26 protein-coding genes and 1 riboswitch are annotated in these 26,067 nt (G+C 36.2%); of the genes, 2 read left to right on the top strand and 24 right to left on the bottom strand.

All coding sequences use genetic code 11. From position 1 onward, the window contains the following. The 4 genes from tuf to rpsL all read right to left on the bottom strand — a co-directional run. Positions 1-1,217, bottom strand: a 1,217-nt coding sequence (tuf, locus tag ACWIUX_RS00960) for an elongation factor Tu (RefSeq protein WP_448588846.1), incomplete at its 3' end; no start/stop codon positions are given. A 76-nt stretch (positions 1,218-1,293) separates the two neighbouring features. Continuing rightward, positions 1,294-3,372: an elongation factor G gene (gene fusA / locus ACWIUX_RS00955; protein WP_448588845.1), complete on the bottom strand. Its 2,079-nt coding sequence runs from the start codon at positions 3,370-3,372 to the stop codon at positions 1,294-1,296. Positions 3,373-3,401: 29 nt separating this feature from the next. Next, complete coding sequence (gene rpsG / locus ACWIUX_RS00950; RefSeq protein WP_448588844.1) at positions 3,402-3,872, bottom strand: 30S ribosomal protein S7; 471 nt, start codon at positions 3,870-3,872, stop codon at positions 3,402-3,404. A 17-nt stretch (positions 3,873-3,889) separates the two neighbouring features. Next, positions 3,890-4,264 carry a 30S ribosomal protein S12 gene (gene rpsL, locus ACWIUX_RS00945; RefSeq protein ID WP_448588843.1) on the bottom strand — a complete coding sequence of 125 codons (375 nt, stop codon included), beginning with the start codon at positions 4,262-4,264 and terminating at the stop codon, positions 3,890-3,892. 343 nt (positions 4,265-4,607) lie between these two features. Here rpsL and ACWIUX_RS00940 point away from each other — a divergent pair, with 343 nt between their 5' ends. Beyond that, complete coding sequence (locus ACWIUX_RS00940; protein ID WP_448588842.1) at positions 4,608-5,903, top strand: magnesium transporter; 1,296 nt, start codon at positions 4,608-4,610, stop codon at positions 5,901-5,903. A gap of 1 nt (position 5,904) precedes the next feature. Then, a complete protein-coding gene (locus ACWIUX_RS00935) occupies positions 5,905-7,158 on the top strand; it encodes an Nramp family divalent metal transporter (RefSeq protein WP_448588841.1) in 1,254 nt (417 codons plus the stop codon). A 21-nt stretch (positions 7,159-7,179) separates the two neighbouring features. Here ACWIUX_RS00935 and thiL read toward each other — a convergent pair whose 3' ends face one another. From thiL to ACWIUX_RS00835, 20 genes are all read right to left on the bottom strand, one after another. Next, a complete protein-coding gene (gene thiL, locus ACWIUX_RS00930) occupies positions 7,180-8,211 on the bottom strand; it encodes a thiamine-phosphate kinase (protein WP_448588840.1) in 1,032 nt (343 codons plus the stop codon). Beyond that, positions 8,157-9,455 (bottom strand): phosphomethylpyrimidine synthase ThiC, encoded by a 1,299-nt coding sequence (gene thiC / locus ACWIUX_RS00925; protein WP_448588839.1) that lies wholly within the window; start codon positions 9,453-9,455, stop codon positions 8,157-8,159. Before thiC ends, thiL begins: the two co-directional genes overlap by 55 nt. Further along, positions 9,456-10,463: a thiamine phosphate synthase gene (thiE, locus tag ACWIUX_RS00920; RefSeq protein ID WP_448588838.1), complete on the bottom strand. Its 1,008-nt coding sequence runs from the start codon at positions 10,461-10,463 to the stop codon at positions 9,456-9,458. Between the two features lie 57 nt (positions 10,464-10,520). After that, positions 10,521-10,623, bottom strand: a riboswitch (TPP riboswitch). A 166-nt stretch (positions 10,624-10,789) separates the two neighbouring features. Then, complete coding sequence (locus tag ACWIUX_RS00915; protein WP_448588837.1) at positions 10,790-11,776, bottom strand: thiamine pyrophosphate-dependent enzyme; 987 nt, start codon at positions 11,774-11,776, stop codon at positions 10,790-10,792. A gap of 16 nt (positions 11,777-11,792) precedes the next feature. After that, on the bottom strand, positions 11,793-12,980 hold the full coding sequence (locus tag ACWIUX_RS00910) for a transketolase C-terminal domain-containing protein (protein WP_448588836.1): 1,188 nt from the start codon (positions 12,978-12,980) through the stop codon (positions 11,793-11,795). An 11-nt stretch (positions 12,981-12,991) separates the two neighbouring features. Next, complete coding sequence (locus ACWIUX_RS00905; protein ID WP_448588835.1) at positions 12,992-13,351, bottom strand: 4Fe-4S binding protein; 360 nt, start codon at positions 13,349-13,351, stop codon at positions 12,992-12,994. After that, a complete protein-coding gene (locus tag ACWIUX_RS00900; protein ID WP_448588834.1) occupies positions 13,348-13,923 on the bottom strand; it encodes a 2-oxoacid:acceptor oxidoreductase family protein in 576 nt (191 codons plus the stop codon). The genes ACWIUX_RS00905 and ACWIUX_RS00900 overlap by 4 nt, the downstream gene beginning before the upstream one ends. Before the next feature lie 195 nt (positions 13,924-14,118). Beyond that, entirely contained in the window at positions 14,119-15,273 is a 1,155-nt protein-coding gene (locus ACWIUX_RS00895; RefSeq protein WP_448588833.1) for a homocitrate synthase/isopropylmalate synthase family protein, read from the bottom strand. A 1-nt stretch (position 15,274) separates the two neighbouring features. Next, entirely contained in the window at positions 15,275-16,291 is a 1,017-nt protein-coding gene (locus ACWIUX_RS00890; protein ID WP_448588849.1) for a Gfo/Idh/MocA family protein, read from the bottom strand. 43 nt (positions 16,292-16,334) lie between these two features. Beyond that, positions 16,335-17,267, bottom strand: coding sequence for an AMIN domain-containing protein (locus tag ACWIUX_RS00885; protein ID WP_448588832.1), 933 nt, complete (start codon positions 17,265-17,267; stop codon positions 16,335-16,337). 120 nt (positions 17,268-17,387) lie between these two features. Then, complete coding sequence (locus ACWIUX_RS00880; protein ID WP_448588831.1) at positions 17,388-18,344, bottom strand: ABC transporter permease; 957 nt, start codon at positions 18,342-18,344, stop codon at positions 17,388-17,390. After that, positions 18,290-19,405: a DUF1385 domain-containing protein gene (locus tag ACWIUX_RS00875; protein ID WP_448588830.1), complete on the bottom strand. Its 1,116-nt coding sequence runs from the start codon at positions 19,403-19,405 to the stop codon at positions 18,290-18,292. Before ACWIUX_RS00875 ends, ACWIUX_RS00880 begins: the two co-directional genes overlap by 55 nt. Further along, positions 19,395-20,855, bottom strand: coding sequence for an argininosuccinate lyase (gene argH / locus ACWIUX_RS00870; RefSeq protein WP_448588829.1), 1,461 nt, complete (start codon positions 20,853-20,855; stop codon positions 19,395-19,397). Before argH ends, ACWIUX_RS00875 begins: the two co-directional genes overlap by 11 nt. Continuing rightward, complete coding sequence (locus tag ACWIUX_RS00865) at positions 20,839-22,044, bottom strand: argininosuccinate synthase (RefSeq protein ID WP_448588828.1); 1,206 nt, start codon at positions 22,042-22,044, stop codon at positions 20,839-20,841. The genes argH and ACWIUX_RS00865 overlap by 17 nt, the downstream gene beginning before the upstream one ends. Before the next feature lie 10 nt (positions 22,045-22,054). Further along, positions 22,055-22,396, bottom strand: a complete 342-nt coding sequence (locus tag ACWIUX_RS00860; RefSeq protein WP_448588827.1) for a S1 RNA-binding domain-containing protein — start codon at positions 22,394-22,396, stop codon at positions 22,055-22,057. Positions 22,397-22,402: 6 nt separating this feature from the next. Then, positions 22,403-22,744, bottom strand: a complete 342-nt coding sequence (locus tag ACWIUX_RS00855; RefSeq protein WP_448588826.1) for a hypothetical protein — start codon at positions 22,742-22,744, stop codon at positions 22,403-22,405. After that, entirely contained in the window at positions 22,701-22,925 is a 225-nt protein-coding gene (locus tag ACWIUX_RS00850; RefSeq protein ID WP_448588825.1) for an RNA-binding S4 domain-containing protein, read from the bottom strand. Before ACWIUX_RS00850 ends, ACWIUX_RS00855 begins: the two co-directional genes overlap by 44 nt. Then, positions 22,912-23,715, bottom strand: coding sequence for a nucleoside triphosphate pyrophosphohydrolase (mazG, locus tag ACWIUX_RS00845; RefSeq protein WP_448588824.1), 804 nt, complete (start codon positions 23,713-23,715; stop codon positions 22,912-22,914). The genes ACWIUX_RS00850 and mazG overlap by 14 nt, the downstream gene beginning before the upstream one ends. Before the next feature lie 12 nt (positions 23,716-23,727). Continuing rightward, complete coding sequence (locus ACWIUX_RS00840) at positions 23,728-24,951, bottom strand: peptidyl-prolyl cis-trans isomerase (protein WP_448588823.1); 1,224 nt, start codon at positions 24,949-24,951, stop codon at positions 23,728-23,730. Between the two features lie 108 nt (positions 24,952-25,059). Continuing rightward, positions 25,060-25,962, bottom strand: coding sequence for a manganese-dependent inorganic pyrophosphatase (locus ACWIUX_RS00835; protein ID WP_448588822.1), 903 nt, complete (start codon positions 25,960-25,962; stop codon positions 25,060-25,062). Positions 25,963-26,067 lie beyond the last annotated feature (105 nt).

The following is a 26,067-nucleotide window of genomic DNA, read 5'->3' as shown; positions in this document are numbered from 1 at the left end:
TATTCAATCATCTTTGTGACTACGCCAGCACCAACAGTTCTGCCGCCTTCACGTATTGCAAAGCGAAGTCCTTCTTCAATTGCTACTGGAGATATAAGCTCTACTACCATGTTTATGTTATCTCCAGGCATTACCATCTCTACGCCTTCTGGAAGCTTTATGGTTCCTGTAACATCTGTAGTTCTAAAGTAGAATTGTGGACGATATCCGTTGAAGAACGGAGTGTGACGTCCACCCTCTTCCTTCTTCAAGACGTATACCTCTGCATTAAACTTTGTATAAGGCTTAATTGTTCCTGGTTTTGCAAGGACTTGTCCTCTTTCTACTTCGTCCTTGTCAATACCTCTTAAGAGACATCCCACATTGTCTCCTGCTATACCTTCGTCCAATATCTTTCTAAACATCTCTACAGAGGTACAAACTGTCTTCTTTGGCTGCATTGAGAAGCCTACTATCTCTACCTCATCACCTGGTTTTATTCGGCCTCTTTCAATACGACCTGTTACTACTGTTCCTCTACCTGTAATTGTAAACACGTCTTCAATTGCCATAACAAATGGCTTGTCTATGTCTCTTTGTGGGTCAGGGATGTATGAGTCAAGGGCATCTGCAAGTTCCCATATTTTGTCAACCCATTCGTTCTGACCTCTCTGCAAAGAGCTGTTTGCTTGAAGGGCTTCAATAGCCTTTAGGGCAGAACCCCTTATGATGGGTATTTCATCTCCAGGAAATTCATAAGAGGACAACAGGTCTCTTGTTTCCATCTCCACGAGATCTAGAAGTTCTGGATCATCTACCATATCCGTTTTGTTCATAAAAACTATGATAGACGGCACTCCTACCTGCCTTGCAAGAAGTATGTGCTCTCTTGTTTGGGGCATTGGTCCGTCATTAGCGGCTACCACAAGAATTGCTCCGTCCATCTGAGCTGCGCCAGTAATCATGTTCTTGATGTAGTCTACGTGTCCTGGACAGTCTACATGGGCATAGTGTCTCTTTTCGGTTTCATACTCTACATGAGCAATGTTAATCGTAATTCCTCTTGCCTTTTCCTCAGGAGCAGAGTCAATATCCTCATATCTCTTTGCCTGAGCTTTACCTGCAGCAGCAAGAGTCATTGTAAGAGCTGCAGTCAAAGTGGTCTTTCCATGATCAATATGACCAATGGTACCAACATTAAGGTGTGTCTTTGTTCGGTCAAATTTCGCTTTTGCCATTCTTTACCCTCCAAAAACTTTTTTATTGATTTTTTTTAAACAGTTTTGATTCTTCTCAAAATATCTAAAAACAAAATTATCCCTTTTTCGAAGCAATAATTGTTTCAGCTACATTTTTAGGAACTTCTTCGTAATGATCAAACTCCATAGTATATGTCCCTCTTCCTTGAGTTTTAGATCTCAAATCAGTTGCATACCCGAACATTTCTGAAAGAGGAACAAGGGCATTAATAATATGTACACCACTTCTAGTTGTCATACCTTCAATTCTGCCTCTTCGCGAGTTTATGTCTCCTAAAACTTCTCCTAAATATTCATCAGGAACTACAATTTCAATACTCATAATAGGTTCAAGTAAAACAGGATTTGCCTTTGACATAGCTTCTTTGAATGCCATTGAACCAGCGATCTTAAATGCCATTTCAGAAGAGTCAACATCGTGATAAGAACCATCAAAGAGTGTAACCTTGCAATCTACGACAGGATAACCAGCCAAAACTCCAGATTGCATTGCTTCTTTAATTCCAGCTTCTACAGCAGGGATATATTCCTTCGGAATTACACCACCAACAATTTTGTTTTCAAACACAAACTCGGAGCCCTGTTCAGTTGGAGTCAACTCTATCCAAACATGCCCGTACTGACCTCTACCACCAGTCTGTCGTATAAACTTACCCTCAGCTTTAACAGGCTGTTTTATAGTTTCCCTATAAGAAACCTGAGGTTTACCTACTTTAGCTTCCACTTTAAATTCTCTTAATAACCTGTCGATTATTATTTCAAGGTGTAATTCTCCCATTCCCTGGATGATAGTCTGACCTGTTTCATGGTCAATGCTTACTCTAAAGGTAGGATCTTCTTCTGATAATTTTTGAAGTGCTATAGAAAGCTTATCCTGATCTGCTTTAGTTTTTGGTTCTATTGCAACAGATATAACAGGTTCTGGTATGTGAATAGACTCTAAAATTATTGGTTTATCTTCTTGGGCTAATGTATCACCAGTAATTGTTTCTCTAAGTCCTACTACTGCACAAAGGTCTCCGGCATATACAACTGGTATCTCTTCTCGATGGTTTGCATGCATCTGTAGAAGTCTTGCAACTCTTTCTTTTACTTTCTTATTAACATTGTAAATATAAGAACCAGCCTTTATCTCGCCAGAATAAACCCTAATATAAGTAAGCCTACCAACATAAGGGTCTGAAACAATTTTGAAAGCAAGAGCTGCTATAGGTTCATTCTCAGACGGTAATCTTTCTTCAGTTTCTTCAGTTTTTGGATTTATACCTCTAACAGGAGGTATGTCGCTTGGAGATGGTAGATAATCAACTATAGCATCCATAAGCTGTTGTATACCTTTGTTTTTAAAAGCTGTCCCGCACAAAACCGGTATAAGCTTGTTTTCAATCGTAGATTTTCTAATACCTGACTTGATCTCCTCAATAGAGATCTCTTCACCGTTTATATATTTATCTAAAAGTATTTCATCGTTTTCAGCAACATGTTCAATAAGCTTCTCCCTACAGTCTTCAACTATCTTTTTGTATTCGTCAGGTACATCAGAAATCTCATAATCCTTGCCACTTTTATCCCCTATCCACATATATGCTTTTCTTTCAACTATATCTATTACTCCAAGAAAGTTATCCTCTGCTCCCATTGGCACCTGAATAGGAACTGCCAAAGCCCTAAGTTTTTCTCTCATGTCAGCTACCACTCTGAAAAAATCTGCTCCTACTCTATCCATTTTGTTTACAAATACAATTCTTGGAACCTGATATCTGGCAGCCTGCCTCCAAACAGTTTCTGACTGAGGCTGTACACCCTCAACAGCAGATAGTACAACTACAACACCATCTAGTACTCTTAGTGAGCGCTCTACTTCGATAGTAAAGTCCACGTGGCCTGGAGTGTCAATTATATTAATTCTACTTCCCTTCCACTCTACTGTAGTTACAGCAGAAGTTATCGTGATACCCCTTTCCCTTTCCTGGGGCATCCAGTCCATGGTTGCAGTACCTTCATGAACCTCTCCAACTTTATGAATCCTACCAGAATAGAATAGAATCCTTTCCGTAGTAGTAGTCTTGCCTGCATCTATATGAGCAGCAATACCAATATTTCTTAATTGTTCAATAGAAAAACCTCGCTTCATAAACGCTCCATCCTTAATTTGTTAATTTCTTACCACCTGTAATGCGCAAAAGCTCTATTAGCTTCTGCCATCTTATGCATATCTTCTCTCTTTTTTATGGCAGTTCCAATTCCCCTATAGCCATCAATTATCTCTTGGGCTAAATTTTCTTTCATTGACTTGCCTGTTCTTGCTCTTGCTGCCTCTACAATCCATCTAATTGCAAGAGCTAAACCTCTTCTGGGCTCTACTTCAATAGGTATTTGATAAACTGCACCACCAACACGCCTTGGCCTTACCTCTAAAATTGGGGTTACATTTTGTATTGCTTTTTCTAAAACCTGTACACCAGGTTCTCCAATAGCTTTTTCAACTATGTCAAGCGCTCCATACATTATATGTTCTGCCTTGCTCTTCTTTCCATCCCACATTATTTTATTGATAATTTTAGTAACAACAGTACTACCGGTAACAGGATCTGGCATTACCTGTCTAACTTTTACTCCTCCACGTCTAGGCATAATTTTATCTCCTTTAGCTATTTCTTGGGTTTCTTAGAGCCATATTTTGAACGGCCCTGAGATCTATTTTGGACACCAGCCGCATCCAAAGCCCCTCTTACGATATGGTAACGAACACCAGGAAGGTCTTTAACACGACCCCCTCTTACCAATACGACAGAGTGCTCTTGTAAATTGTGCCCAATACCAGGTATATAAGCTGTTACCTCATAACCATTAGTTAGCTTTACACGAGCTACCTTTCTTAAGGCAGAGTTAGGCTTCTTAGGTGTAGTAGTATAAACCCTTGTGCAAACTCCCCTCCTCTGAGGACAAGATTGCAATGCCAGTGACTTTGATTTCCTAGTTAACTTTTCACGCTCATACCGAACCAGTTGATTAATCGTGGGCATACTATACTCCCTCTTTTAGAGGTTCACCTCCTAATAAACAAATTTAAATTATTGACAAAGTGTTATCATACCAATAAATAAAACATATGTCAAATAAACGTTAACACGAAAATTCTTATAGCAAAAAACGCTACCCGAAGAATAAAATTTATCTAAAAAAGTTAGCCAAACAAGACATTTAGACAATAGTTAAGTACTTGACATAGTACCTTTTATTTGATAAACCTTTAAAGGATTGTAACTTTCCTCAAGTAATTGATTTGCACTTATAATGAACCAGATTTATCTCATTTTAAATTCTTAGCTTGAATTTTGCAAATCACAAAATGTAAGGAGGCATATTGTGTCATATGATAAATTTATCTCAGAATTTTATCTTAGTGAGCAGTTAAATAAGCCGATTTTAGATAAAAATAACATTAAGGTTGCAAATCTTAGAGACATAGCTGTTTGCTGGGACAAAAATATCCCGATTGGAAGGGGTATTAAGTTTTTAAAGGATTCCAATAAGCTAATAAATATAAACTACGTAAAAGAGTGGACTAAAGACGCAATAATTCTTGATACTACTCTAGAAAGGGCTGCAGATATTGTGGCAAGGGATGAAGACATCTACATAGTAAAATGGATTCTCGATAAACAGCTCATAGATCTTAAGGGAAGAAAATTGGTCAGGGTAAATGACATAAAGATCTCCTTTTACTCTAAAGACTTAGAAAAAAAATTAATACTTCTTGCAGTTGATGTAGGTTTTTCTGGAATATTAAGAAGACTTGGAATAAATTTCTTAGAAAAAAAAGTCCACCCTCAGCTTATTAGTTGGAGCTATCTAGCACCAATCAGCAAAAGAACATCTAATTTGCAACTGTCTACCGAATTTAAAGGGCTTAAAGAACTCCACCCTGCTGACATTGCCGATATTATTGAAAAACTTGCTCAACCAGAAAGGAGCAAAATAATAGAAAGCCTGGATGTAGAAAGCGCTGCAGAGGTGTTAGCAGAAGCCGACATTGAAACTCAGATAAACGTTATTGATTCCCTTGATACAGAAAAAGCTGCAGATATCCTTGACGAAATGCCTTCTGACGACGCAGCAGATATATTAAGTGAATTAGATGAGAAAAAGTCTCAGGAAATATTAGAACATATGGATCCAGAAGAAGCAAGCGAAGTAATAGAGTTGTTAAACTACGAAGATGAGCACGTAGGGTCCTTAATGGCAAAGGATTATATAGCTTTTAGTGGCGATGAAACTATAGAAGAGGCACTCAATATAGTCAAAAAAATGGCTGAAGAGGTAGAAACTATTTATGTTTCGTATGTAGTTGACAGTAAAGGGAAACTCATTGGAGTAACTTCATTAAGAGAAATATTAATATCCAAACCAGATGAAAAAATAAAGGATATTATGCAAAAAAATGTTATAAGTCTTAACCATTTTGATCATCACGATAAGGCACTTGAGCTTTTTGCCAAGTACAATCTGTTCGCTATGCCAGTAGTTGACAACGAGAATAAGCTTCTTGGAATAATTACGGTTGATGACGTGCTAAGACTTCTTATCCCCGATAGAAGCGATACAGACACCTTCTCAAGGTTCGACGCAGTGAAAAAGTTTTTGAGAGAAGGTGGGAAATAGGATGGAGAACAAACTCTCAATATTTAAAAGAATATTACTATTCTTGACCATAATGGGACCTGGTATAATTACAGCCAACGTAGACAACGACGCAGGTGGAATTACTACCTATTCTATAACTGGCGCTACAACAGGTTATAAACTCCTCTGGGTATTAATTCCTATGACAATCGCACTTATAATAGTTCAAGAAATGGCTGCAAGAATGGGTGCGGTAACTAGAAAAGGGCTAGCCGATCTTATTCGAGAAAATTTTGGTGTGAAAATGACCTTCTTAATACTAATAGCTATACTTGTTGCTGACTTTGGCAATACCATATCTGAATTTGCAGGTATTGCTGCAAGTATGGAAATCTTTAATATAAGTAAGTACATTTCGATTCCTATTTGCACAATATTTATATGGTGGACTGTCTTAAAAGGTTCGTATAGATTTGTAGAGAAAATATTCCTATTTGCATGTCTTGTGTACTTATGTTATATACCCTCTGCGTTTATGGCAAACCCTCCATGGGGAGAGGTTGCAAGAAATATGGTTATCCCTCATATTGAATTTAGCGCTTCGTTTTTATCAATACTTATAGGATTTATAGGAACCACTATTACGCCCTGGATGCAGTTTTACATCCAATCTTCTATTGTTGACAAGGGACTAACAGAAAAAGAGTACAAGTATATAAGGTTAGACGTAATAACAGGAAATATTATGACAAACGTGATAGCGCTTTTCATTGTAGTTAGCTGTGCTGCAACTCTTTTTGTACACCAGATAAACATAGCTAGCGCAAAGGATGCAGCTCTTGCTTTAGCTCCCTTTGCAGGAAATTTCGCATCTACTCTTTTTGCAATAGGACTTTTTAACGCATCTATTTTTTCTGCTTGTATTCTTCCCCTTGCTACTGCTTATTATGTGTGCGAAGCTATTGGTTTGAATGCAGGACTTGATTTCACGTGGAAAGAGGCACCCGTTTTCTATGCCTTAACAACCTTTTTAATTCTATTAGGCGCAATAGCAATATTGATACCAAATGCTCCACTAATACCCATAATGTTTTGGTCTCAGGTTATAAATGGAGTAATATTACCATTTGTTCTCTTGTATATGTTAAAGATAATAAACAACAAAGATATAATGGGCGAATATACAAATTCAAGAACTTTTAACATAATTGCATGGCTTACTGTCATTACTTTAATAGTATTAACTCTCCTAATGGTAATTACATCTATCTTTCCAAATCTATTGCCTTCATAATTAACTATACTTATATTTTTCTTAAAATTGGACGTAACCTGACTTTTCTATTACAAGGAAACTATCATTTAACCTTTTAAGGACTATTTTTTCTCCTTCGATTACTTCCCCAATTACTTTTACTTTGCTATCGAATAGCGCTCGTTCTAAAAAATACGTTAAATCCAAAAAGCCATCTTTCTCTACGACTGCTACAAGGCCAAAGTCTTCTCCCCCATTAAAAACGAAATCAAGATAATCCTTGTTCGTGGCCTCTGCAATAGCATCTAGTCTTTCATCAAATATCTGTTTTTCGAAAAGAAGGGCTCCAAAACCATTCTTTATAATAAGGTTTTCAATACAATTAGACAAGCCATCAGAATTATCCATCATTACTCTTACTATCTTTGATTGCAAGAGAATTCGTCCTGCAATAACTTGAGGATATGGATATAAAAAAGCTTCAACTTGTTCATCAAAGCCATCGATTTTATTTTTGATTACTTCTAATCCTGCACCAGAATAACCCAAGGGACCTATATAAACAATTAAATCTTTAGCTTCTATCTTTCCTTCTCTTTTTATAGCCATCGATTTCTCAACATAACCTATCAGAGTGATAGAAAGAACTGTTTTTTCAGATTTAATAGTATCTCCACCAGCTAAATGAGTGTCAAATTGTAGTGCAAGGGAGTTTAAACCATTATAAATGTTTTCTACATAATCAAAATCTCTTTCAGGATCTATTCCTAAAGATATAAAATAAAATTTAGGTATTGCGCCCATAGCAGCAATATCAGACAGATTGGCACACATAGACCTGTATCCAATAGCATAAGGGTTGGTATCGCTCAAGAAGTGCTTCCCTTCCATAAGCATATCTGTAGTAATTACTACATCAAAACCTTCAGGTGGTGAAATCACAGCAGCATCATCACCGATTCCCAACTTAAGACCAGTTACTGTCTCTTTTGGATTTAAACGATTTATGAAACCAAACTCCCCAAGATCTTTAATCTTTAACATTTTCTCATATCTATATCCAGATATTCTGCAACGATCTTCATTGCGCAATATTTCCCGCACATGCTGCAACCTTGTTCTTCGACAGATTTTCTATTGTTATAAACTCTTGATGACTTTTCAGGATCTACAGAAAGCTCAATTTGCCTTTTCCAATCAAGCGCTTTCCTTGCTTTTGCCATCTCTATATCCCAATTAAGTGCTCCCTTCACGCCTTTGGCAATATCAGCAGCATGGGCCGCTATTTTTGATGCAATTATTCCCTCCTTTACATCTTCAATAGTTGGCAAGCCCAGATGTTCTGCAGGTGTTACATAGCACAAAAAATCAGCGCCATACATACCTGCAATAGCTCCTCCGATAGCTGAAGTTATATGGTCATATCCAGGTGCCACATCGGTTACTAAGGGACCTAATACATAAAAGGGAACTCCCTGACAAAGCGACTTTTGTATCTTTATATTAGTCTCTATCTGGTCGATAGGTACGTGACCAGGTCCTTCTACCATCACCTGAACACCATTGTCAAGAGCTGTCTTTGTTAGCTCTCCCAAAGTTATTAGCTCTTCAATCTGACATCTATCAGTTGCGTCTGCTAAGGCTCCTGGTCTCATTCCATCTCCTAAAGACAGCGTCATATCATACCTTTTTGCAATTTCCAACAATCTATCATAGTTTTCATAAAGAGGATTCTCTTTATCATTGTGAAGAATCCATGCAGTTAGAAACGATCCCCCTCTGCTCACAATATCTGCAATCCTCTTTTGCTTTTTCAATCTCTCAATAGAAGACCTTGTAACGCCAACGTGAACTGTTATAAAATCTACACCCTGTTGACCCTGTTTTTCTATAACATCAAAGATATCATCAACTTTCATCTTTACAATTGCGCCGTACTTTTCAAGCGAGTTTACTGCAACTTCATATATAGGTACAGTACCAAATAAAACATTGCACTTAGCCAAAAGGGTTTCTCTGATCTTTACTAGATCCCCTCCTGTAGATAGATCCATTACTGCGTCTGCACCGCTTTTAATAGCAATTTCTAACTTTGCAATTTCTTCTTCTATATTTGGGAAATCACTTGAAGTTCCTATATTAGCATTTATTTTCGTTTTTAACCCCTTGCCAATTCCCCTATAAGACATTGACTTATGATTCTTATTTGCTGGAATACAAATTGTCCCTAAGCTTAGCTGTTCCAAAATATATTCAACGCTTAAGCCTTCATATTCTGAAACATATTTCATAGCATCAGTAACAAGACCTTTTAAAGCAGACTCCCTCTGAGTCATCTAAATTTCCTCCCAATTTGAAATGTCAATTAATTTTTTAATTTCTTCGCACCTATCCTTAGCAGACCAAAAACCGCTTCCTACACAAATTCCATCTGCACCTGCATCAAAAACTTCTTTAGCATTTTTTGAATTTATGCCGCCAATAGCATACGTGAAAATTGAAGTTAGCGATTTAATTCTTTTCAAGAAATCTACACCATTCAACTGGCAATCAGGTTTGGTAGTAGAAGGAAATATCGCACCAACCCCAATATAATCAACATTCGCCATTTGGGCAAGCCTTAGATCTTCAAAATTGTGCACTGTAGCTCCCACTACATTGTTTCCCATCAGACTTCTTACTACATGAAACGGAAGTTCATCCTCACCAACATGAACGCCATAAGATTTTAAGGCTAAGGCTACCTCAACTTTATCGTTAATTATCAGTTTCAACTGTGGAAGAAGTTCGGCTATTTTCAAGCCAAGCTCATAAATTTTTCTTGTGGATAACTTTTTGGCTCTTAATTGAATCAGACTCACTTTGTTATCCAATAAAATTTTAAGGCCTTCCAGCAGGTCGTTTTCATCCTTTACTAAACTTAAATCAGCTAATATGTAAATTTTTTCAAATTTTTTATCAAATAACAACTCCCTTTCTATTTCGTAAAACTTAAATCTTATAACTCTCAAACGATTGCTAATAACAATGTCTTTATATCGTAAAAACTCTTCTAAGACCCTCAAACTCTCTTTAATCCTTGATAAATTAGCCTTGAGAACCTGATTAAGTTCGGTGTATGAACTAGAAAAATTATTTTTCCCTACATCAGAACTTACATTCCTAGAAATAATAATGTTTAGATCAAAAATTTCAGATATTTCATGTCTAACGTTTCTAATTTTAGAAGCGTTAACTGAGTCATTTTGTACAAATCTCAGATAATCCTCAACAACTCTTAAACCTTCTATACACCTATTTCGATTAGCATCCAAAACCCTATCAACTTCAGTATAAGACAACATTTTACCCTCTCATCATATAAAGATTAGAATAAAGAAAAATAAAAAACCCCCGACTTCGGGAGTTTTTAATTTCTCTCCCTGCGTCGGTATTACCCGATTCAGGTTCAACGGGTCAGGCACTAGCCTTTCTCAGCCCTTTCGAGCTCCCCGGGAAAACACATTTATAATTATTTTAAACAAATAACGAGAAAATTACAAATGAATATATCTTAGTTTATATTAACAGAATTTATATATAAATATAAAAGTTTTTTGTTCGGGTAAAAAAAGGAGCTGCATATAGAAACAGCCCCTTTGCTAATACTGAACTGAAGATATAAGATTACTTAATCAATGTCTGGCAGCGCACAACGTCCAAAGATATTCATCTCACAACCCTTAGTAGCTTCTGCCATATGATTAATGTAATTAAGCTTATATTGAACAAGCTCTTTAATGTGTTCAATTACCTCTTTGCCTTCATCTGACTTAAACAAATGAGCATATCTACCTTGCGTTTTTAAGAAATCTTCCAAAGGCTTAAGCGTTCTTGGTTTGAAGGTAACGTTCCACTGACCATTATCAACTTCATAAAGAGGCCAAAAACCTGTTTCCACAGCAAGCTTTGCGATATTTACAGTTTCTGAAGCTGGGAATCTCCATCCTCTTGGGCACGGCGCAAGAACTGTTATAAAGCTTGGGCCATCGTAGGATAAAGCCTTTTCAACCTTTCTCATAAAGTCGTTCCAATGCGACAAGGAAGCCTGAGCAGCATATGCAATATCATGAGCGGCCATAATGGCTACAATATCCTTCCTTAAACTTGCACGAACATTTCCAGGCCTTACTTTTCCAACGTGGCAGGTAGTTGTCCAGGCACCAAGTGGTGTAGCGCCCGATCTTTGAATACCGGTGTTCATATAAGCCTGGTTGTCCATGCAAATATACAACATTCTGTGTCCTCTTTCCATGGCACCTGACAATGCCTGAAAACCAATATCATAAGTTCCGCCATCTCCACCAAAGGCTATAAAGTTGATCGGTTCAGTTACCTTTCCCCTTTTTGAAAGCGCCTTATAGGCAGCTTCCATCCCTGAAACAATAGCAGCAGCATTCTCAAAAGCATTATGATACCAGTTTACGTTCCAGGATGTATAAGGAAAAATACAAGATGAAACCTCAAAACAGCCTGTGGCTTCACCAACTACTACTGGTTCTTTCGAAGCCAATATAGCTTGCTTTATAATCATAGGCTCAGGGCAACCCGCACAAACTCTATGTCCAGGACTTATAGGCAGTTCCTTTTTAGGTAATTCTGTTAATTTGAAAGCCATTAAGTATATCCCTCCTTTATCCTTTTACATCTACATACTGTCTTAAACTCTTTACTTCTCCCTTTTCAACATTATCGACTATATCCTCAAAAACACTTATCATATTTTTAATTTTTACGTCTCTACCACCAAGACCAATTATGTAATTTGCCATAAGAGGCATCTTTTTCTTGTTTGCACAAGCACCTGATAGTTCTGAAAAAAGTGGACCACAAGATGCTCCGTATGCATCCGCTCTTTCAACTACAGCCAAACCTTTAAGGTTAGAAATTGCCTCATATAACTCTTCAGCTGGGAAGGGTCTGAAAAGTCTTAGCCTTATAACTCCTGCTTTAATTCCTTTTGCTCTAAGCTCGTCTGCTGCAAGCATAGCAACGCCCGTTATTGATGACATTGCTAGTATTGCGTATTCAGCATCTTCAATTTTATACGTTTCCATAATAGCAGGCACGTTTCTCCCAAATTTCTTGTTATACTCTTCATGAATTTCAACAATTACCTTTTTTGAATTTTGAATTGTCTCTTGAAGATTTCTTCTTGCTTCCATATAATAATCTGGCAAGAAATACGCACCAACACTTACAGGATATTTTAAATCTAAAAGAGAATATGGAGGATTAAATTCTCCTACGAAATCTTTAACCTCCTGATCATCTAATAATTCTATCCTCTCTGTGTTGTGAGAGATATTAAAGGCATCAAGACCTACAAGAACGGGAAGATAAACGCTTGAGTTCTCAGCAATTCTAGTAGCAATAATGGTAGAATCGTATGCCTCCTGTCCGTTAAAACAGTAAAGATGAATCCAACCAGCATCGCGCGAACCCATAGTATCACTGTGATCCCCATGTATATTAATAGGAGCAGAAAGCGCTCTATTAACATCTATCATTACAATTGGATGTCTATTTCCTGCTGCGATATATAGGATCTCATGCATAAGAGCAAGACCCTGAGAAGAAGTACAAGTCATTGTTCTTGCTCCCGCTGCCGATGCACCACAACAGGCTGAAAGTGCTGAATGTTCGGATTCCACAGGAACAAACTCAGTATGAACAATACCGTCAGCCACAAATTCTCCAAACTTTTCAACTATCAAAGTCTGAGGAGTAATAGGATAAACTGCAACCACATCGGGATCAATTTGTCTCATCGCTTCTGCTACTGCATAATCTCCAGTTAAAGCTACACTTTTTCTCGCCATATGACCCTCCATTATCTTAAAAATGGCTTTTCAGTATTTTCGAAGTCAGCCCCTAACACCATCTCAATAGCATTCACCGGGCAAACTTTGCTACAAACTCCACAACCCTTACAATGAACAGGGTCAAAACCCAACATTTCATATTTGTCACCCTTTTTTTCTACAACAATTGACATATCCGGGCAAAAGAGCCAACATGTCATACAATTTGTACACTTTTCTTTATTTACCGTAGGATGCTGAACTCGCCATGTTCCTGTCTTAAGACATTGAGAATTTGCACCACCTACCAGAACATTGCCCACAGGCATCCTTTCCCAAACTAATTTTTCTTCACAAGGCACCTCAATTCTCTTTATGTCTTTATTCATCCCTGTTTCACCTCCTCATATGCTCTTCTTATAGCATTCACATTAGCATCAATAATCTCTTTTTTAAATTTTCCACTAAAACTTCTTATCATCTCATTAACTACGTCTTCAAAGTTTAATATTTTAGTCGCCCTAACTAGTGCTCCTGCCATTGTAGTGTTAGTTATAGGCCTTTTTAAAGTCTCTAAAGCTATCTTTGTCGCATCAACTGTAAAAACCTTAATTCCTGGAGAAACCTTTAATTCTTCCCTTAATTGTTTGGGTTCACCGGAATAGTTGACTACCAGATACCCATCACTCTTAAGTCCCTTCAAAAAGGGCACCTGAGAAAACAAAGTAGGATCTAGGACTACCACCGCATCAGGCTCTTCTATTTGGGAATAATTTTTTATTGGAAAATCGGAAATTTTTGTATATGCAACAATAGGAGCACCTTCTCTTTCAGCTCCAAATTCAGGAAAAGATTGAAAGTACTTATTTACACTAAGCGCAGCTGATGCTAAAAACTGAGAGGCTGTCCATGCACCCTGTCCTCCTCTTGCATGCCAACGGATTTCCCAATAGCTCTTCATTATCAGACCTCCTTTAATATATAAAGCAATTTTTAAACACAAAATTTAAAGTATATCAGAATAATCTATAAACATTATAAATGCATAATATCTATTTTTTTTAAAAAACAAAGTATACCAAATGTTTTGAAATGTCAGAAAATTACATATTTGGCTCAATATCTAAGCAAAAATCAAAGCCAGTTTGAAAAAAGATTAATTAGCAAAGTTTTCCTTGTAAATCAGCATCAATTCTTTGTCGAAAAGAGGTCTTGATAATTCTGAAACTTTATTTTTAATTTTCGGCAAAATGATTCTAACTTGATCGTCGCTAAGCTTAATTCCAAACTCTTCAAATTTGTTCTTTATAGCCTTAGCACCAGAATGCTTGCCAATTACTAATTGCTCTACAAGACCAACATCTTGTGCAGAAAAAGCTGAAATCTTTTCCCCTTTCTTCCTAGCATCCAAAGAAATTCCTGATTCAGTATTAAAGAGCTTTTTACCAATTATAGGTTTATAGTCGGGTATATCAACACCTGATTTTTGGCTTACAAAATTAGATAGTGCTATTAATCTTTTTAAATCGACACCTAAATCAATTCCCCAAAGAAATTTCAGCGCTGCAACAATCTCTTCCAAAGAAGCATTTCCTGCCATCTTACCAAGCCCTAAAACGGTAACACTTGCAAACTCGCTACCTGAAGCGATCCCTACAAGCGTATTTGCCGTAGCCATACCAAAATCATTATGCATATGAACTTCTAATGGTAGGCCCACTCTTTCAGCCAGATAAGTTACTGTTTCATAAACCTTAAACGGATCCATTACACTTGAGGTATCACAAATTCTAAGTCTATCTGCACCAGCTTCCTTTGCCATTAAAGCAAATCTAACCAAAAAATTTCTTGGAGCCCTCCCCGCATCTTCCATGTGAGTCGAAACATATAATCCATGTTTTTTTGCATAATTAATTGCTTTATCTGTCAACTTAAGCGCTTCGTCAAAATCCAAACCCATTTTAAAGTGAAGGTGAATTGGTGAAATAGGGCATGAAATCCCTACCGCCTTTACCCCTGTTTTCAAGGACATATCAATATCTGAAATAACAGGTCTATTCCAAGACATTATTTTTGACTTCAAACCTAACTTAACAATTTCTGCTACAGCATCAAATTCCTCCCCCATCATAGCAGGTATCCCAGCCTCAATTTGATATATGCCTAATTCATCCAACCTTTTAGCGATTTCAACCTTGTCTTCTTTAGTAAAGACAACCCCCGCTGTTTGCTCCCCATCTCTTAAAGTAGAATCAACAATTTTAATACTGTTTAAGATAGCTTCGTTCGAGCTTAAAGCGTGAAAGAACACGTTATATAAGGACGCCCTTTTTAGATTGGTAGGTCAACTTCACAGGCGAGCCCTTTTTCAATATTGACTCTTCTGCAGCCTCAAGGATTTGAAGAATTCTTAATCCCTGCATACCCTCACTTATCGGATCTTTTTTATATATAATAGACTCAATGAAGGACCTACATTCGTTTTTTAAAGGTTCACTTTGTTCAAAATCAACTATTTTCTCTCCTCCAGAATTTAAAAACGGTTTCCCATTAATAATTTTAGCACCTTTGTTATAAAGGATCAGTTTATGAGGAGCTCTATCATCAAATATTGCCATTTTCTTTGTGCCAATAACCACCGTTTGTTGGATTTTCCTTGGATGAAGCCAGGAAACAAAAATATTACCAAAAATATCTTTAAATTCAAGGGTTACATGTGCGATATCTACTCTATCTTCACTCAAAAAACTATGTCCAGTACTTGATACTACAATATCCCCTTCCAATCCAAGCAAGTAAAAAAATATCGACAAATCGTGTGGAGCTAAATTCCATAAAACCGATTCGTCAAAAGAAACCTTACCCAAGTTCAACCTACTTGAATGAATATAATGTATATCCCCTAATTCACCTTCCATAACCAAACGATGAAGGGTTTGAACTGCTGGATGATATAAGAGAACATGGCCCACTAACAGCCTCAAATCCTTTGCTCGAGCCAGTTCAACCAATTCTTCTCCCTCTTTTGCGTTTAAGGCCATAGGCTTTTCTACAAAAACATGCTTACCACTGTTAAGCGCCTTCTTTGCTAAAGAATAATGAAATGAAGAAGGAGTAGAAATTACAACGGCATCTATATCTTTAGAAGCAAACACCTCATCAGGATTGGTTAAACAATTAACGTTTTTGTACTGATTCTCTACCTTTAACAGCTTTTCTGGATCTAGATCGCACACAGTATGGAGATAACCTAACTCATAGAAATTCCTTATTAGGTTTATCCCCCAATCTCCAGCACCAATAACAGCAACATTTACACTCGTTTTAATTTCACCTCTCTAAACTATCGTAAAAATAATTATATTATAAAAATCAATTTTTGCCATTACTGGCAGTGGTCTTAGAAGTATCTAAAATCTTAACGTTCTCTTCCTGCCCTGTTTTTGCTTTATCTTTCAATGTATTTTCAAGCGATGGAACTTCAAAGGCAATTTCTAGCTTTTTAGGATCATCAGTTTTCAAAACAGTATATTTTGGCGTGTCTGGAAAAGTCAATACTATTCTTGAAGATTTTAGTATGTCAGAATCAAAATTTTGTATTCTAACCATTGTTACATAATTAATACCTTGAGGTGTAAATTGACCTGTTTTAACCGATTGGCTTAGGAAGATATTAGGAATATCAATTATAACCTGATCCGGAAAGGCATATTGCTTTATATCAGCTTGCGTAAAGGGAGTCGTACTCTCCAAAAGAAGTATAGTCTTTGTACCATCGTTAAAGAGCTTTACACTATCGATAAATTGATTTTTCAAAAGATTAACCGGTGGATATTCACCATCAGTGATTTTAATACAACTCGCTCCACTCGATAAATTAGCATAAGAACTTAAACTGCTATTTTGAGCTTGAACAGCGTTAGAACTTTCACTTGCTTTAGCTGGCAAACCTTGTTGAACCTCATCTTTCGTATTTGAAGTAGTAGTCTGATGAATATTCGGTGAAGAAGAAGTAACAGAAGAATTAGGCTTAACGTAAGTAGAACTAGTTTCGCTTGATGAACTAGTATTAGTTTGATTTGTGGTTTTAAGAGAGTTTAAAAGGCTATCCACTTCGTTGTTCCATTTCTGAAAGTCAGCTTCAGCACTATTTGATGGCGTAGCATTTTGCGCTTGAGTACTGTTTGTACTAGTATCGTTAGAACCAAATATTTTAGAAAATATAGAAGCGTTTGCTACATTTCCAACAAAGAGAATAAAGGAAAAAACAAACAGCATGATTAAAAACCCTTTAACTTTAAACAAATCTATTCTCCTCCTTTAGGTTTACTAACTTAATTTCACATTAAACTTCAAGCTACATAAGTATCTTAATCTATTTTAGATGATTTTAACATATTTTTCTTAATAAAAAGCAAAAAAATTTTAATCTTCTGAAGCCCTGGGATCAAGCAATGTATTTATAATATCAGCCAAAAGATTAGAAAGAATCACTAAGATAGAAGAAAAAACAACTATACCCATAATAACAGGATAATCTCTAGAAAAAATAGCATTTACCCCAAGCCTTCCTATGCCAGGCCATGCAAAAATTGTCTCTACAATAAAAGCTCCGCCTAATATATCGGGCAAAGAAAATCCCAACAAAGTAATTATTGGTATTATAGCAACTCTCAAAACGTGATAGAACACCCTTCTTCTTGGCAAACCCTTTGCAATTGCAAATTGTATGTACTCTTCTTGAAAAACTTCTATCGCCGCATTTCTTTGATATCTCAAAACAGAAAAGATTATACCAAGAGATATGGTGAAAACTGGCAAAATAAGATGGGTTATATGATTTGCAAAAAACTCTAGACTTGGATAGGGCACGCCTACAGAAACATAACCATTAACAGGAAGCCACTTTAAACTAACAGCAAAAACCCTGATCAAGATAAGTGCAAGGAAAAAAGATGGAACAGACAGGCCAAAAAAGGACAATACACTAGAGATGATATCAAACTTATACCTAAACATTGCTGACAACATTCCCCACATAATACCAAGTGAAAAACCTATTAGATAGGCCGATCCCATCAGCTCAAGAGTTGCAGGCAAACGTTCTAATATCAATTCCAAAACTGGCCTCGAATTGACAAACGATCTGCCAAAATCTAAAGACAAAACGTTTTTTAACCAAAACAAGAATTGAACAAAAATATTCTGGTTCAAACCCAAATTGTTTCTAATTCTAGCAAGGTCTTCTGGCTTTACTCTTGGATCTATCAAGAGAGAACTTGGATCACCAGGAGCAAGGTGAATAATGAAGAAACTTACAGCAGAAATTATAAAAACAAGCGCAACAGTTGATAATAATCTTTTGGTAATATACCAAAACATGACAAACCCCATGCAACAAAATTAATTACAAAAATCACAAAAAAATAACCGCCTAGTATCTGAAATATTCCTAAATTATATGCCCTTTTAAGCGAATCAAGCTTAACGTTTCCATATAGAACCTTGAAATAATTTTTAAGAAAATCTCTGCCAGCAAAGATCGCATCTTTTATTTCTTTTTCGCCGGGCTCTGAAGTAGTAATATAAAACTGAATTTTATTCCCTAAAGCCCTCCACGCAAAAAGGGCAACTACACAAGCAAGAATAGGATTAACATATATAACCATAAACTGTAAAATTAAGAGCAATATCAAAAGGTTTGTACCGCATCTCTTATGAACCCTTGAGTAAAGTCTTACCGAATTGACAGAAAGGATATCTCCAGATTCCAGAGCATGGGCAACCTTATGTTCTGCTCCGTGTAATTTAGATAATCCTGTAAATTTTATTAGAAGCAAGAAAATTACAAACGGCAAAACCGTTGAAATAACTGAAACCGTATAACTATCAAAGCCAGAGAAAACGTTTTTTAAACTACCATAAAGAAGTGCTCCTGTAAAAAACATTACAATTGCAAACAATGAAAAGAGACATCCGGTAAGAAACAACTTTAAATCGCTTATACCACCTCGTGCCAGAGAATTTGTAAAAAAGATCCCAAAGGGGGTAGAAACGCCTGATACTCTCGTTGGCATTGGATAACCGTTCAAAAAAGCTACCACATCAGGATAGTGCAAAATACCTACTGGGGTGTTGTTTGAATTTAGAACAACTATAGCCTTTTTATATTCCAAAGACAGTTGAAAAAATTTATCCACAGGATCGCTTTCAAAAACATATACCAAAAGCGAGACGCCTTTTTTTAACAAAAGATCGTAAACTTTGTCATTCCAATCAAAACCAATAATATCCTCTTTAGAAATTACAAAATAACCCTCATTTGTATATGTCAAAAAAATTTCATTCTCATGGTTTCTAAAAAATAAAATAAGCCTACCTACAGTATCAGAAATTGATATAAAGTTGATCTTCTTGTAAATAGGCCTTAAATCAGAGATCAAAAGGGTTCGCATCGATAGACTGGATATAAATATAAGCCTCTTTTTTCTTTTGAGCTTCAATAAAAGAAACAAGATCTTTCTTTATCTCTATGAACTGTTCTCTCTGGCGTTTTACAGAGGTAGTAGAAGTACCACCATAAATATTTCTTGCATTTATTGAAGATTCAAAGCTAAAACTTTTATACTCATCAAAACCAACATCTTTTAAGATTTCTTTAACATCTTGAAAGTCCAGTTCAAAAATTTTAACGCCCTTTTCCTCAGCTAATCTAACAAGAGTACCTACTCTTGAATGAGCCTCCCTAAATGGAACTCCTCTTTTTGCAAGGTAATCTGCAATATCAGTTGCCAGCAAGCCTTGATCAAGACTATGCTTTATCTTATCAATATTCAAAGTTATTTTTGAAACAAATTCAGGCAATAAAGCAAGAATGGAAGAAATTATATCAAGAGAACTAAATACAGCAGTTTTATCTTCCTGAAGATCCCTATGATACCCCGTTGAAAGGCCTTTCATAACTGTTAAAAGTGAAATGAGATTACCAATGGTTATTGAACTTCTACCTCTAACGAGTTCAAGAAAATCAGGGTTCTTTTTCTGCGGCATAATAGATGAACCTGTACAAAATTCATCCGGCACATTTACAAAACCATATTCGGATGAAGAAAAAGTAATAATATCCTGCGAAAAACGTGAAAGTTTAATTCCAATCATCGAAAGCGCATAAAGAAAATCCAATGCAAAATCTCTTGAGGAAATTGTTTCAATACTGTTAAAAGTTGGTGCTTCAAACCCAAGCTTTTTAGCAAGTCTAAATCTATCCAAATCGTATGCGCTACCAGCAATAGCTGCTGAACCAAGTGGCAACATCTTGCACGAGTCATATACTTCTATAACCTTTTTAACGCACTTAAAAAGGCCATACAAATGAGCAAAAACCCAATGGGAAAAGACAATTGGCTGAGCCTGTTGGGTATGGGTATAAGCAGGCATTATAACATCTTCATATTTTTGAGATATTTCAAGGAAAGAATCAAAAAGTTCGTTTAGTTCTGCTAAAATATTAAGAATTTCAACTCTTAAGAACATCTTAAAGTCTGTTATAACCTGATCATTCCTGCTTTTACCAGCATGCATCTTAAAAGCTACTTCGCCAATTCTTTCAAAAAGCAGCCTTTCTAAAGCCATATGGATGTCCTCATCTTGATTGGAAAATTCAATACCCTTATCTAAATATTCTCTAACAAGACTTCTAATACCAGACTTAATTGTCTCAAATTCTTGTTTAGAAATAATCCCAATTAAAGAAAGTTCTTCAGAATAGACAGAATTCAAACATGCATCCTGCAAAAAAAATCTCTTATCAAGTTCTAAAGAAGAACTAAACGTTAATAATTCACTCTTAGTATTGGGAAGTCTTCCTTGCCAAGCTTTAAAACCTTTTCTCATTGTGGCCTGCCCTATAATAAACCCTGTTTGGCAAACTAAATATATCTATAAATCCTACTGCACTATTATGTATGAAGGAATCGTTTTGACCATACGTTGCAAGATCTTTTTGATACATACTGTAAGGCGAGCTCCTACCCACAACAGTTGCGTTTCCCTTATAGAGCTTTATTTTTACTTTTCCTGTAATCCTCTCGCTGAAAGAATCTATAAAAGAATCAAGAGCATTCTTTAGTGGTGAAAACCAAAGCCCATCATATATCAAACAGGAGTATTTTTCGTCAATTAAAGACTTAAAATGATACAGATCTCTTGGTAAAACTAAAGATTCAAGATCCCTGTGCGCCTTTACAAGAACAGTAGCGGCAGGAGCCTCATAAACCTCTCTTGTTTTTATACCTACTAATCTGTTCTCTACCATATCAGAACGTCCAACCCCGTGAGATCCTGCAATCTTATTTAGTTTTTCTACGAGTTCTTCTGGCTTCATCTCATTAGAATTTAGCCTAACTGGAACGTTGTTTTCAAATTCAATTTCTACGTACTCAGGTTTATCGGGTGCCTTTTCAGGAGAAACAACTAGATGAAATGCCTCTTCTGATGGTTCCTTTTCGATATCCTCAATAGGACCAGCCTCAATGCTTCTTCCCCATAAATTCAAATCAATTGAAAACGGACTTTTTTTGCCCACTGGCACAGGTATATTATTTTTTTGTGCATAATCAATTTCCTCTTCTCTCGTCATAACCCATTCCCTCATTGGAGCCCATATTGCTAGATCTTCCTTAAGAGTTTTAATTGTTAAGTCAAACCTCACCTGATCGTTTCCCTTTGCTGTGCACCCATGAGACACAGCAGAAGCATTATGCTCTTTTGCAAGCTTTACCAGATAAGAGGCAATTAATGGCCTAGATAGTGCAGCAGAAAGATGATAATTGTACTCGTAAGTGCAATTAGCTCTAAGTGCTTTAAACGCATAATCAGTCAAAAACTCACGTCTCAAATCTAATGCGATCGCTTTTATTGCACCAACATTTCTTGCTTTTTCGACAATAGGCTCAATTTCTTCTCCTTGTCCAATATCAACAGTAAGAGTTATAACTTCAGAGTCATATTTTTCCTGTAACCACTTTATGGCAACAGATGTGTCAAGACCACCAGAATAAGCTAATATTACTCTTTTTTTCATTATAAACCTCCTATTTTTGCCTTTTCCCTTTTCGTTTAGATTCTAAATTTCTTTTCAAATCAAGAAGTCTTTCCTCACTTTGTTTTTTAAATATATTCATTTTATCCTCAAAACTTATTGCGGCCTGCTTAATAGAAAGTTCAATTTTTCCATCATTTTTAATAGACAAAACCTTTACTCTTATTTTGTCACCCTTTTTAATTACAGTATCAACATCCCTTACGTAATCCTCTGAAACCTCAGAAATGTGCACAAGTCCTACCTCTCCTGAGGGAAGTTCAATAAAAGCTCCAAATTTTGCTGTTCCAATTACTACACCCTCATAAAATTCCCCGGGCATGATGTGAACCATAAAGTCCTAGCTACCTCCGTCTTTTTTTATAATTATTAGTTTCTCGTCTTTATAAAGAAAAGAATAATTCTTTCTTAAATAAAAATCCAACCAAACAGGGTCATTAAATAGCTTAATTCTTCTATCAAGCACGTTAATTTCGTTTTCTAATCTTTTTTTCTTCTCTAAAAAAGAGGCCTTTTCTTTATTTAGAACTGCAACTTTATTTATGCCATCTATAACCCATAAAGCTAAAACAACCAAGAGAATTATCAGCAAAAAAAACCACAAACTTCTCAAAGGACCATATTTATTTGGCCTTGATCTAGGTCGTAATCTTGTATCCCATGCCTCTCTTGGGCGATTCATCTTCAACAACTACAACTATTGGTTTTGGCAAAGCAATTTCAATCTTATCTCCCGCCTTTACACTGTAATCAGGCTTTGCAACTTTACCATTAACTAAAACAAATCCAGAATCGCATATCTGTTTTGCTATAGTTCTTCTTTTAATTAAACCTGTTGCCTTAAGCCACTTATCTAGTCTCAAGTTTTTTTGCTTTTTCCCAATAAAGATCAAGCTCTTCAATGCTTAGATCAGAAATTTTTAAATTGTCTTCTTTAATAATTTTTTCCATTAAAACAAATCTTTTTATAAATTTCAATGTAGAAAGCCTTAATGCATCTTCAGGATGTATACCAAAAAACCTTGCTAAGTTTACAACACTAAAAAGTATATCTCCCACTTCATCTAACATTTTATCTCTATCATTAGAATTCATAACGCCCTTAAATTCATCGACTTCTTCTTTAATTTTTTCAAGGATACCGTCAGCTTCCTTCCAATCAAAGCCAACATTTTTGGCTTTCCTTTGGGCTTTATAGGCCAATATCAAAGCAGGAAGAGCAGTAGTAAAGTCAGAGAATATACCTTCTTCAGAGGCATTATTCTTAGATTTTAGTTTCAAATCTTCCCATCTTTTTAAAACTTCATCAGAATTTTTAAGGCGCACATCTCCAAAAACATGAGGATGCCTATATATTAACTTCTTTACAAGAGAATCTATAACGTCATCAATACTAAAGTTTGACCTCTCTGCCTCTATCTGTGAATGAAAAACTACCTGTAAAAGTAGATCCCCTAACTCCTCTTTTAACAAATAAGGATCCCTTTTATCTATTGCGTCTATTACTTCATAGGTCTCTTCAATGAGATTCGATTTCATACTCTCATGGGTTTGCTCCTTATCCCATGGGCAACCATTCTCTGACCTAAGAATTTTAACTACTTCTACGAGATCAAAAAAACTATAACGTTCTTTAGATAGAGTATTGTCCATAGTTTCTAATTGTTATTTACTCTGAGAATTTTCTTGGTTAGGATTACTTTGTCCACTCTCTGAATTCGTTTTAGGGTTAACACTTGGCTCTGGCCCCTGAATTGGCTTGCCAACCCTCATTGAGTTTAGCAACGAGGCTACCCAAAACTTGAATCTCTCCCATGCTGTTATTACTGGATTGTCCATTGGCGCAACAATTGGGTTTGGAGTAATCTTTGCTTGCTCCTTTTTCTCCTTAAACCACTTTTCTAAGCTTTGAGCTTGTTTGTTTCTAAGAAGTTGAGCAGTTAGTTTATCTTTTACCTCATCAAATGATAGTTCTTTCGCCGGCTTTGTGCCAAGTTTTTCAATTATATGATAGCCAAAAGGACTTTTTATTGGTTTAGAAAATTCATTATCTTTGAGAGCCTCAGCAGCCTTCGCTAGATCTGGAACTAAACTTGCTTTTGATATCCAACCCAAATCCCCACCTTTATCCTTTGTAGGGGTATCTATCGAATATTCCTTTGCAAGCGTTGCGAAATCCTTCCCCTCCTTAAGTTGTTGATATATGTTATTGGCCTCCTGTTCAGTCTTAACCAGTATGTGCCTCAAATGGATCTCCTCTGGCTGTACAAACTCTTTTTTGTGCGCCTCATAATAAGCCTTTACCTCAGCTTCCGATATGGTTACGTTAGAAGTCAATTTCTTAAAAAGGGCCTCAGCAGTAAGCTGTTGTTCAATAATATTCCTTAATTCCCCCATAGATATCTTTTGTTTTGCCAGAGCCTCAAAGAAATCCTTTTCAGAGGGGAAGCTTTTCTTTATTTCATCAATTCTTGCATCCACCTCAGATGGAGTAATTTTTATGTTCTCCTTTTTCGCTTCCTGTGTAATTATCTTGTTATCTATCATATGACTCAAAACTTGCTTCTTTAACTCAAGGAAAAAGGATGCCTCTTTCGGATCATAGAGGTTTATACCATATTGTTGATAATAACTAACAGCATCACCCAAAGTTTTTTCATATTCGTATCTTCTTATTGGTTCGCCGTTTACTGTCGCCACAGGTTGAAATTCAAACAGAGTATAAGCGCCTGAAATAGCTAAAACAACAACTAAAACACCCAACCAAAATTTAACGTTCCTCAAAAAGCCAAATCTAGGCAAAAATTTAAACCCTTTACCTCCCCTTTCACCCTTTGAACTATTTAGCTGTGTGTTGCTATCTTCTTTTTTCTTTCTAATAGAAAACAATTAATTTATTACCTCCTCAAAAATTTGCATTAATTATAACAAAAATATAAGAAAAAAAAATAAAACCCCCTTCAAAAAGTGAAGGGGGAAATCTTTATAATCTTTAATTTAGGCTTTAAAAGCCTTCTCAAGAGGTGGAGCAATCTGTTTCTTTCTTGACATCACACCGGGAAGCCACAAAGAATTCCCCTCAGGCTTCTTTCCAAATGCCTTCTCTATTATTCCAGGATCCCCTGCAAAGAACAATTCGGATCCCTCTTTCATAATATCTGTGGCAGCAAAAGCAACCATTGCATACCCACCAGAATTCTTTAGATCTTCAATAAACTTAATTATCTCATCCTTCCTGTCATAAGCTTCATTAATATCAAGAATCTCTGTTTGACCAATACCAACTTTTTTCCCGCCAAAATCAAAGTCTTTGTAATCCTTTTTTACAACGCTATCAATTGGCTTGCCAATGATGCTACCCTGTACCTTCTTAATCTCTATGCCAAAAGCGTTTACATCATCTATTCCAGCAATTTTTGCAAGTTCCTTTGCTATTACCTTATCTTCTTCTGTCGTTGTAGGAGACTTAAAGATTACGGTATCGGAGAGAAGTGCGCTCAATAAAAGCCCTGCCAATTTTGGCTTATCTTTTATTTTATCCATATAATGCTTTGCCAAAATTGTACAGGTTGACCCAAGAGGCTCATTCAAAATATAGATTGGAGTATTGTTTACAAAATTGAACTTATGATGGTCAATTATTTCTATAACCATCGATGAATCTTCCCCACAAACCCTTTGAGAAGATTCGTTGTGATCCACCAAAACAAGCTTTTTACCTTCAACGTTTTCTAAAAGCTCAGGTTCTTTAAACCCAAATTTGTTCAATACAAATTTTGTTTCATCATTCAACTCGCCTGCTCTTGCACTCTTATAGCCCTTTAATTCAGCGTATACGATAGCAGAGCAAACGCTGTCAGTATCTGGTGCCTTGTGACCAACTACATAAACTTCTGACATTAAGTGAATACCCCCTTAACATATAATTTTAACTTATGGATAGTATAACAAAATTTATATCTAAATTCAACAAGATTTATTACCTTCTTCCTTAAATTTAAAAGT

This window comes from Thermodesulfobium sp., from assembly GCF_053498235.1.
The sequence above is the reverse complement of the archived record's forward strand: the minus strand, read 5'-3'. Positions and strand labels throughout refer to the sequence as shown.